Source organism: Flavobacterium panici (assembly GCF_903819335.1).
Taxonomy (GTDB): domain Bacteria; phylum Bacteroidota; class Bacteroidia; order Flavobacteriales; family Flavobacteriaceae; genus Flavobacterium; species Flavobacterium panici.
Genome location: NZ_CAIJDE010000034.1, coordinates 326,163 through 340,375, shown reverse-complemented (window position 1 = coordinate 340,375; position 14,213 = coordinate 326,163). Strand labels below are relative to the sequence as shown.

General features: G+C 32.4%; 14 protein-coding genes. 7 read left to right on the top strand and 7 right to left on the bottom strand.

What is annotated here, in order from left to right:
* Positions 1-27: 27 nt before the first annotated feature.
* Together FLAPXU55_RS07720 and FLAPXU55_RS07715 are read right to left on the bottom strand one after the other, a co-directional pair.
* Positions 28-387: an RNA recognition motif domain-containing protein gene (locus FLAPXU55_RS07720; RefSeq protein ID WP_053471494.1), complete on the bottom strand. Its 360-nt coding sequence runs from the start codon at positions 385-387 to the stop codon at positions 28-30.
* A 120-nt stretch (positions 388-507) separates the two neighbouring features.
* Positions 508-1,011: a DUF6252 family protein gene (locus FLAPXU55_RS07715; RefSeq protein WP_180857195.1), complete on the bottom strand. Its 504-nt coding sequence runs from the start codon at positions 1,009-1,011 to the stop codon at positions 508-510.
* A gap of 190 nt (positions 1,012-1,201) precedes the next feature.
* Between FLAPXU55_RS07715 and FLAPXU55_RS07710 the strand changes: the two genes are divergently transcribed.
* The 3 genes from FLAPXU55_RS07710 (at position 1,202) to FLAPXU55_RS07700 (ending at position 3,098) form a co-directional block, all read left to right on the top strand.
* Positions 1,202-1,774 (top strand): 30S ribosomal protein S16, encoded by a 573-nt coding sequence (locus FLAPXU55_RS07710; RefSeq protein WP_073483667.1) that lies wholly within the window; start codon positions 1,202-1,204, stop codon positions 1,772-1,774.
* Positions 1,775-1,789: 15 nt separating this feature from the next.
* Complete coding sequence (gene rimM, locus FLAPXU55_RS07705) at positions 1,790-2,314, top strand: ribosome maturation factor RimM (protein ID WP_180857194.1); 525 nt, start codon at positions 1,790-1,792, stop codon at positions 2,312-2,314.
* Between the two features lie 70 nt (positions 2,315-2,384).
* A complete protein-coding gene (locus FLAPXU55_RS07700; RefSeq protein ID WP_180857193.1) occupies positions 2,385-3,098 on the top strand; it encodes a tRNA1(Val) (adenine(37)-N6)-methyltransferase in 714 nt (237 codons plus the stop codon).
* Here FLAPXU55_RS07700 and FLAPXU55_RS07695 read toward each other — a convergent pair.
* The 4 genes from FLAPXU55_RS07695 to FLAPXU55_RS07680 form a co-directional block, all read right to left on the bottom strand.
* Positions 3,095-4,390, bottom strand: a complete 1,296-nt coding sequence (locus FLAPXU55_RS07695) for an HlyD family secretion protein (protein WP_053471500.1) — start codon at positions 4,388-4,390, stop codon at positions 3,095-3,097. The two genes, FLAPXU55_RS07700 and FLAPXU55_RS07695, sit on opposite strands and share 4 nt — an antisense overlap.
* A 2-nt stretch (positions 4,391-4,392) precedes the next feature.
* Positions 4,393-6,585, bottom strand: coding sequence for a peptidase domain-containing ABC transporter (locus tag FLAPXU55_RS07690; RefSeq protein ID WP_180857192.1), 2,193 nt, complete (start codon positions 6,583-6,585; stop codon positions 4,393-4,395).
* A 472-nt stretch (positions 6,586-7,057) separates the two neighbouring features.
* On the bottom strand, positions 7,058-7,219 hold the full coding sequence (locus FLAPXU55_RS07685) for a hypothetical protein (RefSeq protein WP_165590685.1): 162 nt from the start codon (positions 7,217-7,219) through the stop codon (positions 7,058-7,060).
* A gap of 43 nt (positions 7,220-7,262) precedes the next feature.
* Positions 7,263-8,825 carry a vitamin K epoxide reductase family protein gene (locus FLAPXU55_RS07680; protein WP_053471502.1) on the bottom strand — a complete coding sequence of 521 codons (1,563 nt, stop codon included), beginning with the start codon at positions 8,823-8,825 and terminating at the stop codon, positions 7,263-7,265.
* Between the two features lie 259 nt (positions 8,826-9,084).
* On the opposite strand from FLAPXU55_RS07680, the gene FLAPXU55_RS07675 reads away from it, so the two are divergent.
* A complete protein-coding gene (locus tag FLAPXU55_RS07675; protein WP_180857191.1) occupies positions 9,085-9,222 on the top strand; it encodes an rSAM-modified peptide in 138 nt (45 codons plus the stop codon).
* A gap of 44 nt (positions 9,223-9,266) precedes the next feature.
* Here the strand turns inward: FLAPXU55_RS07675 and FLAPXU55_RS07670 are convergent, their stop codons facing one another.
* Positions 9,267-11,027, bottom strand: a complete 1,761-nt coding sequence (locus tag FLAPXU55_RS07670) for an AraC family transcriptional regulator (protein WP_180857190.1) — start codon at positions 11,025-11,027, stop codon at positions 9,267-9,269.
* Positions 11,028-11,197: 170 nt separating this feature from the next.
* On the opposite strand from FLAPXU55_RS07670, the gene FLAPXU55_RS07665 reads away from it, so the two are divergent.
* The 3 genes from FLAPXU55_RS07665 to FLAPXU55_RS07655 all read left to right on the top strand — a co-directional run bounded on the left by FLAPXU55_RS07665 (position 11,198) and on the right by FLAPXU55_RS07655 (position 14,080).
* Positions 11,198-12,379 (top strand): acyl-CoA dehydrogenase family protein, encoded by a 1,182-nt coding sequence (locus tag FLAPXU55_RS07665; RefSeq protein WP_180857189.1) that lies wholly within the window; start codon positions 11,198-11,200, stop codon positions 12,377-12,379.
* Between the two features lie 86 nt (positions 12,380-12,465).
* Positions 12,466-13,248 carry a DUF3050 domain-containing protein gene (locus tag FLAPXU55_RS07660; protein ID WP_180857188.1) on the top strand — a complete coding sequence of 261 codons (783 nt, stop codon included), beginning with the start codon at positions 12,466-12,468 and terminating at the stop codon, positions 13,246-13,248.
* A 64-nt stretch (positions 13,249-13,312) separates the two neighbouring features.
* Positions 13,313-14,080 carry an SGNH/GDSL hydrolase family protein gene (locus tag FLAPXU55_RS07655; protein WP_180857187.1) on the top strand — a complete coding sequence of 256 codons (768 nt, stop codon included), beginning with the start codon at positions 13,313-13,315 and terminating at the stop codon, positions 14,078-14,080.
* The last annotated feature ends 133 nt before the right edge of the window (positions 14,081-14,213 follow it).

Here is a 14,213-nt window from a genome sequence, read left to right as displayed (position 1 = left end):
TCCCTTTTATATATTTAGAAAAAAATATTAATATCCTCCTCTGTTACCACCACGGTCATTTCCACCACGGCTGTTTCCTCCACCATAACCTCCGCGTGAATCTCCACCACGGCTGTTATTGTTGAAGCTTCTTCTTTCACCTTCAGGTTTTGGTTCAGATTTATTAACTACAATTGAACGACCTTGAACAGTAGCTCCGTTCAATTCATCAATTGCTTTTTGAGCTTCAGCATCGTTTGGCATCTCAACAAAACCAAAACCTTTGCTTCTTCCAGTAAATTTATCAGTGATAATTTTAACTGAATCTACTGCTCCGTAAGCCTCGAAAGACTCTCTTAAATCTGCTTCCTCAATACTGAATGGAAGGCTTCCAACAAAAATGTTCATATGTACTTATTTATAATAATGTAGCAAATGTAGTCTTATTTTTCTGTAATCTACTATATATTAGTTTATTTATGTTTTTATTTTGATTTTGAAAATCAGCTGGTAAAAACATCGTATTTACTAATTTTCTACAACATCATCTTGAAAAAGACCAGCTGCTTCAATTGGAACTTTATAAAAAACACCTTCTGTAAAGTTAATTTTCGGATTCTCGGTATCGCTTTCATCTTCATTTATTGCCGTAAATTTAAATGTTCCCGAAATAGTATTATTGTCCGTATCGTACTCTGTAATAACAATTTGTCCGTTACCAATGTTTGTTCCTGTAGAAAATGAAGACAATTCAGCCGGCAGCGTATTTTCGTAAGATGCTTTTGAAGTTTCATTAACTCCTAAAATAAAAGTTTGTTCTGCAGAAGAAGACGTTTGCAAAATAACATTTTCATATCCTAAAGATCCTTCAATAACAACAGTCCCGTTTGCACCAAAATAAGCTTTATAAGTTTGAGCTCTCCAGAAAACATTATTTTTCAGCGTTTGAAAAGCAGGATTATTGAATTTTATATCTTCTGTACAAGATGTAAGCAGTACTAAAAAAGATAAGAAGTAAAAATATTTTTTCATATATTAAGATGAATTTAATGCAAAAGTATCGCATTATGAGGTAAATATTTAAATTTTAAAGTCAAAAAAAAGCTAAAAATCTGTCTTAAATATATTTAATACTTTTTGAAACGGATAATTGATAAAAAAATTATATCTTTGCGCCCTTAATTAACAGAGGTCGAGTACCTCAAAATTTAATCATAAGATTATGTCAGTAAAAATTAGATTACAAAGACACGGTAAAAAAGGAAAACCTTTTTACTGGGTTGTAGCTGCAGATGCACGCTCAAAAAGAGATGGTAAATACTTAGAGAAAATCGGTACTTACAATCCAAACACAAACCCAGCAACTGTTGAGTTAAACCTTGACAGCGCAGTTAAATGGTTACACAATGGTGCACAACCAACTGATACTGCTAGAGCAATCCTTTCTTACAAAGGTGCTTTATTGAAACACCACCTTGATGGAGGTATCCGTAAAGGAGCTTTAACTCAAGAACAAGCTGATGCTAAATTAGCTGCTTGGTTAGAGGCAAAATCTGGAAAAGTTGATGCTAAAAAAGATGGTTTATCAAAAGCACAAGCTGATGCTAAAGCAAAAGCTTTAAAAGCAGAAAAAGAAGTTAACGCTAAACGTTTAGCTGCTGCAGCTCAGGCTGAAGCTGATGCTATCGCTGCTGCAACTCCTGCAGTTGAAGAAGAAGTTGCTGAAGTAGAAGCAGAAGCTGCTACTGAAGAAGCTCCGGCTGCTGAAGAGAATAACGAAACAACTGAAGCATAATTTTACTTGGCGATAATGCGTAAAGAAGAATGTTTTTATTTAGGTAAAATCGCTAAAAAATTTAGTTTCAAAGGTGAAGTTCTGATCTATTTAGACACAGACGAACCTGAGTTATACGAAAATCTGGAATCAGTGTTTGTTGAACACAACAAACACTTGGTTCCTTTTTTTATTGAAACAAGTTCATTACATAAAAACGACTTTCTTAGAGTTCGTTTTGAAGATGTAAATAATGAGGAAGAAGCTGATGCACTTGTTGGCAATGCTATTTATCTTCCTTTATCAATGCTGCCAAAACTTTCCGGCAACAAATTTTATTTCCACGAAGTTATTGGCTTCGAAATCGAAGACCAGCGTTTAGGTGTTTTCGGGAAAATTACTTCAATTAATGATTCTTCTGCTCAGCCTCTTTTCGAAGTTTTAAATGGTGAAGTAGAAATCTTAGTTCCAATGATCGACCATTTCCTGGTTAAGATTGACCGAGAAAATAAAAAGGTTATCATGAACCTTCCTGAAGGATTGGTTGAGATGTACCTTTAAAAAAGTATTCAGTTTACAGTTTTTAGTATTCAGTCACTGCCTTTCGCAATTTATTTTTAATTTTTTAGAAATGTCTTTATTTAGCTTCAAACAATTTTCTATTAAACAAGACAAAACAGCTATGAAAGTAGGCACCGACGGCGTTTTACTTGGTGCTTGGACTCCCATTCAACATAATCCTTTCAGCATATTAGATATTGGTGCAGGAACTGGCATTATTGCTTTAATGCTTGCACAGCGAACTCATGCCGAACAAATTGATGCGCTTGAAATTGATGAAGATGCATACGAACAAGCTGTAGAAAATTTCGAAAATTCACCTTGGGGTGATCGTTTATTTTGCTTTCATGCCGGATTAGATGAATTCATTGAAGAACCGGAAGATGAATATGATTTGATCGTTTCAAATCCGCCTTTTTATGCGGAAGATTATAAAACAGAAAACGAGCAGCGAGATTTAGCACGTTTTCAGGATGCAATGCCTTTTGAAGAAATCGTCGAAGCTGCTGATTTGCTTTTATCTGAAAACGGAATTTTAGCTATAATTCTTCCTTACAAAGAAGAAGAAAAATTTATCGCTTTAGCAAAAGAAGCTGAATTGTATCCTATAAAAATTACACACGTAAAAGGAACTCCAACTTCATCAATTAAAAGAAGCCTATTGGCTTTTAGCCGAAATGAAACTGCTAAAATCGAAATCGACGAATTAACAATCGAAATTGACAGACATGTTTATACACCAGCATATATTGAGTTGACGAAGGATTTTTATTTGAAATTCTAAACTTGTTCAAAAATACTTTTAAACTGATACAAAATTCTTTCTATTAAGCGTAAATCTTCGGTTACGATTTCGGCACTTCCCTTCATTTCCTGCTGAAACAGAATTTGTTTGTTATAAGAAGTTTTTAATCCGTCTGGCAGAGCAACATCTATCAGTAGATTTCCATCTTTGTCCGGTACTAAAGAAATATTCTGAATCTTTCCTTTTAAAACCCCAAATTCCCTGTCTGGAAAATTAGCCAGACGAATATTGACTCTCTGCCCTGTTTTTATTTTTCCTGAGTTTAAAGCCGGAGCTTTTACTTTTCCTATAAAACCATTTTTAGCATCGGGAATAATAGAAAAGACATTATCACCCAAATTTATGGTTTGGTTTTCTGTCCAAACCTGTAAAAAAGTAACCTTCCCGCTAATGGAAGATTTTAAGGCATAAGCCAGTTCCCAGTCTTTTATCACTTTTTTTAGCTGATAAAACGACTGCGCCATGTTTCTCCCCAGATTAACCTCTTCTTTAGTACTGTTTGCCTGCGAACTCTGACTTGATTTTGTATTATCTATAAGAGAAGACCTCAATTGAGAAATCGAGGATAATAAGCCTCTATAACTCTTTTGTGCTTGAAGAAAACTTAGTTTTTTAACTTCCATTTCCTGAGCCGAAATGATGCCTTTATTGAATAATATTTCAAAACGGGCCACTTCATTCTTTTGAAGCTGGAGTTCACTTTCGTTAAGTGTTTTTTGTTGCTGCAAAATTTCTAATCTTTCTTTTATTTGGATTTTTTCAGAGATCTGCGCTCTGTTTTCAATTGCAAAAGGCTGCAGGTCATGATTTAATTCCTGTGCCTGATAATCTTTTTGAAAAACAGCATAGGCACTTTCTATTTCTCCCAGCTGTGTATTTTTTAATTTTGAAAACGGAAATTCTGCTTTTGGGTCATTAATATTATAATTATCAACGATACTTTTCAAAAGAAAAACATCGTTGTAATTTGCCGTATTTTCTATAATTGCGAGTGTACTGTTTTTAGATACAATCGATTTATTTTTAACTAAAATAGCTTCAATACGTCCAGATGATTTAGCAACAATTTTCTCTGGCGGAATATTAGTTGTAATCACAATTTCGGTATTGACAACATCCGGGTATTTTATAAACCAGGAAACAAAAAAGAGCATCAGTATGATTACGAAAATCAAAACCGTTCCCCAGCGGATCATCCAGTGCGGCACTTTGGTGAGAATGTCCTGAACTTCCTCACTTCTTAATTCGAATGTACTATTATCTTCTTCCATGATTAATTTCCTAACTGCAATTGATTTTTAACCAATTCAAAATAATTTCCTTTCTGTTCCACCAATGAGGAATGCGAGCCTATTTCGATAATTTTCCCTTTTTGTAAAACCACAATCTGATCTGCATTCATAACAGTACTTAAGCGGTGCGCAATTACAATTACAGTTTTGTCTTTAAAGAAAATATCCAGTTTCCGCATAATCTCTTTTTCATTATTGGCATCCAGAGCCGATGTGGCTTCGTCAAAAAATAATATTTCCGGGTTTTTGTAAACTGCTCTCGCAATTAATAATCGTTGTTTTTGTCCGGTACTCATTCCGGTTCCTTCTGCTCCAATTTTAGTATTGTACCCAAGAGGAAGTTCGCTAATATATTCTTTAATATTGGCAACATCTGCAGCATACACCAATCGTTCTTTATCCACTTTATCTACTCCAAAAGCGATATTATTAGCGATTGTATCACTAAAAATATAACCTTCCTGCATCACAGCTCCAATATTGGATCGCCAGGCTTTCTGCGAAATGTTTTTCAACTGTGAGCTGCCAATATTAATTTCTCCTTTTTCAGGTTCATAAAACTTAAGAAGCAATTTCATTAAAGTAGTTTTTCCGCTTCCACTCACACCCACTATTGCGGTTACTTTATTGGCTGGAATCACAAGGCTTAAATCATCTAAAACCGGAATATCCGATCCTAAATAACGATATGAAAGGTTTTTAATTTCAATATTAGAATCATACGGAACATCATTTGTTTGATGAATTTCCTGCTGGGTTTCATCTTCCTTTTCATGAATTTCAGATAATCTTGCCAGAGATATTTTAGCATCCTGCAATTCTCGCACAAATTCAATAAGCTGTGTAATTGGGCCATTTAAACTTCCTACTATTGAACTTATAGCCAGCATCATCCCTAACGTTATCGAGCCGTCGATTACCAATTTTGCAGATAAAAAAATGATAAAGATATTTTTTAACTCGTTAATTACGGAAGATCCTATAGATTGTGTCTGCTCTAAAACCAATCCTTTTATCGAAACTCGAAATAATCTTGCCTGTACATATTCCCAGCCCCAGCGTTTTTGTTTTTCGGCATTATGGAGTTTTATTTCCTGCATACCGTTAATGAGTTCCATTACTTTGCTTTGTTCCTGAGAAACTTCAGCAAAACGTTTATAATCTAAAACTTCTCGTCGTTTTAAAAACAGTGTAATCCATCCAAAATAAAGAATACTGCCCGCAAAAAATACTAAGAATATCTTTAAATTAAAGTAGGCCAAAACACCACCCAAAACAAACATATTGATTACAGAGAACAGCACATTTAAAGATGATGTGGTCAGTATTTTTTCGATTCTGCGATGATCGTTGATACGCTGCATGATATCTCCTGTCATCCTCACATCAAAAAACGAAATAGGCAGATTCATTAGTTTAATAAAGAAATCTGAAATTAGAGAGATATTTATTCTGGTTGAAAGATGCAGTAATATCCAGCCTCTGATAAGCTCGAGACCAGTTCTTCCGGCAAAGAGAAACAGCTGCGCAAAAAGAATTAAATAAATAAAATGGATGTTCTGATTTTGAATTCCCACATCGACAATACTCTGGGTCAAAAACGGAAAAATAAGCTGCAGTAAACTACTCGCCAAAAGTCCAATACTCAGCTGAATTAAAAAGGATTTATACCGAAGTACGTATTGAGACAACATTCCAAAACCTAAACCTTTATTATCTTCTTTATCAAATTCTGACTGAAAGAATTTTGGTGTGGCTTCTATAAGTAAAGCAATGCCTTCTTTAGTAGAATCATCGGCATTGTTTCCAATCCAGAATTTAAGAAAATCTTTTTTATTATATTCAATTAATCCAAAACCAGGATCTGAAATATAGTAAGTTCCTTTTTTTATTTTATAAAGTACAACGTAATGATTTTTGTTCCAATGCAGAATACATGGCAGAGGTGCTTCTTCGAGTCTTTCTGCATTTAACTTTACACCCAGAGTCCTAAAACCAATTTTCTCGGCAGCATCGCTTAAAAAAAGCAAATTACTTCCCTCACGAGTTGTCTCGCTGCTGTCGCGCAACTCCTGAATATTGATTGTTTTACCATAATGTTTGGCAATAATCTTTAAACATGTAGGTCCGCAATCTTTAAAATCTGCCTGCTTATAATTGATGAATTTTTTCAATTCTGATATTTGGGTTTATTCATAGCAATATTATACAAAATTTCTTAAAAATATAAATGAAGGTTTAATTAAATAGGATAATTAAGGTTTTTTACAATTAAGTCTGATACAAAATAAGAAAGGTTTGTTTTTTCGCAGTCTTATGTTGACGACAAAAAAAAAGAGAGAATTTCTTCTCTCTTAATATTCAATTATATTTTAGTAATACCAATTTCTCTAGGAGATGGCACTTGATCAGCCCTAACCAAATAAAACCGATCCAAGTGACCAATTATCCTGAGAATCCCGACACCAATCATCAATGTTGGGATAAATTGCTCAATGTTCCACGATCGAGCGCCTACAAATTAAAAAAAACATGACTAAATTTTAAAAAGGCTTTATTGTATATTACTTTAAATAATTTAAAAAATTGGCAGCAAAGTCAATTAAATTCTTTGCTGAATTCTACTCTAACAATAACCGTACTGTTTTAATTCAATTCTGAAAAAAACTCTGTACAATCATCATAAACTATTATCGAATTTGCATCACATTTAGATGATATTTCTTTACTAAAGATATCAATGATAGTTTTTTGCTCACTAGCACTTATTTCTTGTGTGCCTTCCAGGTTTAATATATTTTTTAGCATAACTGTAATTTTTTAATTGTTAGAGAATTTATCAAATGTCAAACTAGGCAATTCTTTCTAGTACTGTTGTTTCTTTTTCCTCGACAAAATCGTTTAAAAAGTATTTCAATTCGCTTAATTCGTATTCATTAGGAAACAATCTTTCGTTAACAATTTTTATCGGAGTGTAATTAAAGTTGTTTTTAGAACACCACTCATATTGTTTGTTTATTTCCTGATTTATCATCATGCTGACATTATCAACATTCCATTTTTTTAACCATTTTTTCAAACTCATTTTTTTAATATGCCAGTCTGAAATGGCTTCAACTGTTTTTCCCGGAGTTGATCTGTTTATTGTTAAAAGTCTTTCAACAACTGCTTTATATGGATTGTCTGCATTTTCAGGATTAATGTTGAATAAAACACTTAAATATATTTTATCCGGAAATTTTAAAACTAAGTCAAAAGCTTCCTGAAACGTTTTATGACAATGAACACAACTCGGACTTATAATTATGGCCAGTTTTACAACAGCACTTCTGTTTCCAAAATTTAATCCTCTTAAATCTTCAAATCCATTTTGATGAGAAACTTTTTTAGATAAAAAGTTTAACAGTGAATAGTTTCTTTTGAACTTTTTAAGCTCCTTTAAAGAGTTTTCATTATTTAGAACATCTTTAGCAATTGATTTTACAACAAATGCAATTGGTATTAAAAGAATCAAAGAAAACAAAAACGGAAAAATGGTACTGAAACTAAAACTTAACGTAAACAAGTCCGATGAAAACCAAATTATACTTTGTGTAAATATTAAAAAGGAAACCATTAAACACATTACGCACCATCTTTGAAGTTCAAATTTTTGAATCCAAATTGACGATACAATTATTGGAATCGCTAATAGACTTAAAAATCCAACAAAAATTGACGAGTTAGCAGGTTGTACTAATATTGAAATAAAACTTGCTCCAAAAAACAAAAGCGGTAAGTCTGAAAAACTAATCCATCTATTTTCATAATTCTCGCTAAAACTCAAAACAGAGTTACAAGAAGAATTTGTACTTAAATTGCAAAAGTTTGTAATAAGATTGTTCTTAAAACCAAGTTTTTCCTGAACAATTAAAATACTCACAATTAATCCTAAGGCTGATGTCAGCAAAAACACAGTGCTAAAAATACTGTATGAACTGTAAAAAAATGATAATCCTGCTACTAGTATAAAAGGTATAAGATATTTTAACCAGTTTAATTCAACTTTTAAATTTTCTCTTGCTACTACATTATTCGGTTCTATTGCAACAATTACTCCATTCCAGTCTAAAAGAAATTTCTCGTATGAAATTTTTTGAACACCTTTTTTAATTGTATTAATTCTAACAAAATCTTTTGCCTTTTCAACTAAGATTAATTCCTCCTTAAAATAAGCTAAAAAGTTTGTTGGTAAATCAACTATTTGTTCCTTTGGAACTCTTATTGCAGCATTCTCTATCGACAACAAATCAAACGAATCTGTTATCGCAAATAAACTTGGATAATTAGGGTGTGAAAGAAACAAGTCTTTAAACTCGTTTTTTACATCCGAATATCTGTTTATTTGTAGAAATTTTTGGATAAGTTTTAGCATCTTTGAAACCTGTTTTAAATCGAATTACAGTACAAATATTGCTGTTTTTATTCGAAAAAAATTGCTCAAAGCACACATTTTATATATTATACTACATACAATTTATAAATTATAGTAGTTATAATCTAATCATAAATAACTGATTTACAATTAATTAATCTTTTATTAGTTTCAAAAAAGAGTTCAAAACCCAATTCTCGATCAAGAGGTTTGCATTTTCTTTAGTTTTGATAAATCAGTAACCGTAACATGTAAAAAGATGGCAAATATTAAATTAAATTTCGAAGATTTTGAGACAGAAAAGTTATCAAAAAATCAACAAAAAATGGTAGTAGGAGGAGATCCAATACCGGGACCAGTTGATCCTGGAAAAGGTGGAGGAAGTGGTACTACATAAAATTCGTACCTTATTATTAAGTGTAAATCACTAATAAATAAATTCTAAATGTTATTCGCAAATTGAGCTGGAGATACTCCAGTTCTTTTGCGAAATGACTTAGCAAAAGATACTGCATTTTTAAAACCCACACTTTCGGCAATAGCCTGTGTTGAATATTTTCGATACATATGGTTTGTGATCATCTCATTAATCACATAATTGATTTTTAATTCATTTGAATATTCCCCAAATGATTTACCAAATCTCTTATTTACAACATAAGATAAATAGGTTGTATTTGTTTTTATCTTTTTTGCAACATACGACAGCGTAAAATCGGCATTTAAGTATTCTAGTTTATTTTCAAGAGCTAATAGTTTTTCTACTATTTTATTCTCTTTTGCCTCATCAATACTTAGCGTAACATTCTCTTTTTTGAGATGAATTTCTTCCAGCTCAAACATTTCCTCTTCAAGTATTTCTTCCGGCAGAATCTCAGAATTGTTTTTCTTTTCAATATTTGCTTTAAATTCTTCTATTAAAGCATTCATTTTTTTATGTGCTTTGTTTTTATCCCTTATATTTTTAATTAATAAAAAGACAATTGCCACAAATAATAAGACATAAAAAACTTTTAAACCTCTGCTTAGAAAAACTTCATTTTTATATTTTTTCTCTATACTAATCATTTCATCTGTTAAATCATCAACACCTTGCTTATAGTTAACTTCAAGGGCTTCTGTATTTAACTTTGCTTCAAATTTTTCATAATTATCCAGATAAATTCTCGAATGCTTATAAGCAAGTTCCGGTTTTTTCTGAATGTTATAAATTTTGGCCTGATAAAAATTAGATTTGAGATAATCTATTTCATTAACTTTTGTTATTTCTGAAAGTGAATCGCATTTTTTAAAGAAAACAAGTGCTTTATCATACTTTTTTGTAGTAAAATAAACATCTCCCAGATTATAATTTGCAACGCATAAAATGTCTTTTTGATTGTTTTGATTCGACAAAAACACAACATCATAATAAGTTTTTTCTGCGTTTTTGTAATCTCCTTTCCAATTATAGATATTACCTAGGCTCAATTTTGCCTTTATTTTATTTTCAGCAAAATTTTGGGAGTAATTTATAGATTTTTTATAAAAATATTCTGCAGAATCCAGCAAGTGTTTTTTACTTACATTTTTCATGTAGTAGCTTTCATAAGAGCTTCCTAAACCAGTATTGACATTACTTTTATAATTCAACAGCTGTTCTTTGGTAAAAACACTTTCATTTTGGTCAATAAAATCATTAAGCTGCTTTAAATTCCTGATGGCCAGTTGATAATTCCCAACTCCTTCATTAATTAATGCAATATTAGCTTTGAATTTAAATATCTGTTTGACATCATTAATCTGCATAGAAAGCTTAATTCCCTGCTGATAAATTTCAAGAGCTTTGCTAAAATTCCCTCTTTTCCATTCAGATAAGCCTCCATAATTGTATATATAGGACTTTAGTTGTGTTTTATCTCGGGATTCAGGCATTTTTTCTAAGTAAAAAAATGCTTTTTTATATTTTTCCTGAGATTGTTTTACATCTCCTTTCATTTGCAGCAGGCTTGATATCGCTGCATTTGCAAAAGCTAAATGTTTATTATTATTAGATCGTGCTAATTGATTAGCGTATACAAGGGCGCTATCGACATTTGCATTAAAGTTTAGTCGAATTTTATCCTGCAATATAAGATACTCCTCTTCAGTCAGTGCATTTATGTGTTGTGCAAATGCAGTATTAATAACAAAAAAAAGTACAAAAGAGATGATCAGCCTCATTCAATTTATGTTTTTTTGGAATCTCAAAATTAGGTTATAAATTATCAATAAACTAAAATTAATTTACCTTATTTGTGATTATTTTTTAACTAATGTATAAAAATATAACAATTTAACTTTGTTTTGTTATATTTTTATTGCGTAAATTTGTTTTGTAAAATTACTCAAAAATGAAACCAGACTTATTTCAAGCTCCAGATTATTACAACCTTGACGATTTGTTAACAGACGAACATAAATTAGTTCGAGAATCTGCACGTGCGTGGGTTAAAAGAGAAGTTTCTCCTATTATTGAAGAATATGCTCAAAAAGCAGAATTTCCTAAGCAAATTATAAAAGGACTTGGAGAAATTGGCGGATTCGGGCCGTATATTCCTGTTGAATATGGCGGTGCCGGTTTAGATCAAATTTCTTACGGCTTAATTATGCAGGAAATTGAAAGAGGAGATTCTGGTATAAGATCAACTTCATCAGTACAATCTTCTTTAGTAATGTACCCAATTTGGAAATACGGAAACGAAGAACAACGTATAAAGTATTTACCAAAACTGGCTACTGGTGAATATATAGGATGTTTTGGATTAACAGAACCAGATCACGGTTCTGATCCTGGAAGTATGATTACCAATTTTAAAGACATGGGAGATCATTATCTTTTAAATGGTGCCAAAATGTGGATTTCAAATGCTCCTTTTGCGGATATTGCTGTTGTTTGGGCAAAAAATGAAGAAGGAAGAATTCACGGTTTAATTGTAGAACGCGGCATGGAAGGTTTTACAACTCCAGAAACTCATAATAAATGGTCGCTTCGCGCCTCTTCAACCGGAGAATTAATTTTTGATAATGTAAAAGTTCCAAAAGAAAACCTTTTACCAAATAAATCTGGTTTAGGAGCTCCGCTTGGCTGTTTAGATTCAGCACGATACGGAATTGCCTGGGGAGCAATTGGAGCAGCAATGGATTGTTACGATACAGCTTTAAGATATGCTAAAGAAAGAATTCAGTTTGGAAAACCAATTGGAGGAACTCAATTACAGCAAAAAAAATTAGCCGAAATGATTACTGAAATCACAAAAGCACAATTATTAACCTGGCGTTTAGGCGTTTTGAGAAACGAAGGAAAAGCTACAACAGCTCAAATCTCGATGGCAAAACGTAATAATGTCAATATGGCGATTCAAATTGCACGTGAAGCCAGACAAATGTTAGGCGGAATGGGAATTACAGGTGAATATTCAATTATGCGCCATATGATGAACCTGGAAAGTGTTATAACTTACGAAGGAACTCACGATATTCATTTATTGATTACCGGAATGGATGTAACTGGAATTCCAGCATTTAAATCATAAACATCTATTAAAATATATATAAAAACAATATAAAAAAGCTTCTTCTAACCGAGAAGCTTTTTATATTTGCCCCAAAATTTACATAAATGAATATTGAAACTATAAACAATAGCATTCAACCTCAAAAAGAACAGCTTTTAAAACATTCATTATACAATAAAATCCAAACGATTGATGACTTACACAGCTTTGTAGAAAATCACGTTTTTGCAGTTTGGGATTTTATGTCGTTATTAAAAGCTTTACAAGCCAAACTTACTTGTACTACAACACCTTGGTTTGCTACTAAAAACCCTGAAACAAGATATTTAATCAACGAAATTGTTCTTGCCGAAGAAACAGATTTAAGCATCGACGGAAGAAGGCAAAGTCATTATGAAATGTATCTTGAAGCAATGGAAGATTGCGGCGCAGACACTACAGAAATTAATAAATTTTTAGCTTCAGTAAATTCACTTCACAACATTTTTGTTGCTATTAAACAAAGTTCACTTCATCCAGAAATTAAAGCTTTCCTTGATTTTACTTTTAGAGTTATCGAAGAAGGAAAACCGCATCAAATTGCTGCAGCATTTACTTTTGGAAGAGAAGACTTGATTCCGAGTATGTTTACCGAAATCCTAGGCAACTTTCAAAAAAATCTTCCAGATACAGATTTAAGCAAATTGCTTTATTATTTTGAAAGACATATTGAATTGGATGCCGATGAGCACGGGCCAATGGCAATGCAAATGATTACTGATTTATGTGAAGACGATGCACAAAAGTGGAAAGAAGTTGAAGAAGTTTCTATTCTTGCTCTGGAAAAACGCATCGGACTTTGGAATGCCATTGAAGAACAAATTCTAATGAAAACAGAAATGGTCTAAAAACCATAACAACATATTTAACGTAACTATTTGTTTAAACCAGCCAAATTAATTTAAACAAATTATGAAACCGCAATTCAAACAAATAGTTACCGTTATTCTTTCAGCATTTCTATTAAGCTGCAGTCCAGAAGAATCTTCTTCAGAAACTCCTGTTTCGCCAAAACCTGTAACTCCTCCTCCAACAACACAAATTCCCACAACGCCTATCTCTAAATCCGTAAATTATCTGGCTTTAGGAGACAGTTATACCATTGGTCAAAGCGTTTGCGAAACCTGTAGATATCCAGAACAGCTCAAAACCAGTTTAAAGGCAATTTATCCTGAAACCAGTTTTTCATTAAAGGTAATCGCTACAACAGGCTGGACCACTAATAATTTACTTACTGCGATAAAAGAGCAAAATCCAGACTCAAATTATGATTTGGTAACTTTATTAATTGGTGTAAACAATCAATATCAGGGAAGAGATTTTTCTATATACGAAAAAGAATTTCCCGAATTAGTTACAAAAGCAATTGCATTGGCCAAAGGCGACAAAAAAAATGTGGTTGTACTTTCTATTCCTGATTACGCTTACACTTCTTTCGGAATGATGTTTGGAACCGACGGCAGAATGAAAATCACCGAAGAAATTAATAAATACAACACCTTTGCCGAAAATTACTGCATGATTAATAACATAACATTTGTTTCTATTACAGACATTACCAGAAACGGATTAATCAATACTAGCCTTGTTGCGAGTGATGGTTTACATCCTTCAGAATCTGCTTATGCGATGTTTGTGGAGCGTATTTTACCAAAGGTAAAAATGGCTTTGCAGGATTAATTTTTTCTTTTAAAGAAGCAGAAATTTAATTTTCAAAAAACCAATTGTCCCGCTATACACTTTATCTTTTGTGGTCTCGTTAAAGAAACGAGCCCGCAAAAGGATACCGTTTCTATCGGGGCTAGGCTACAAA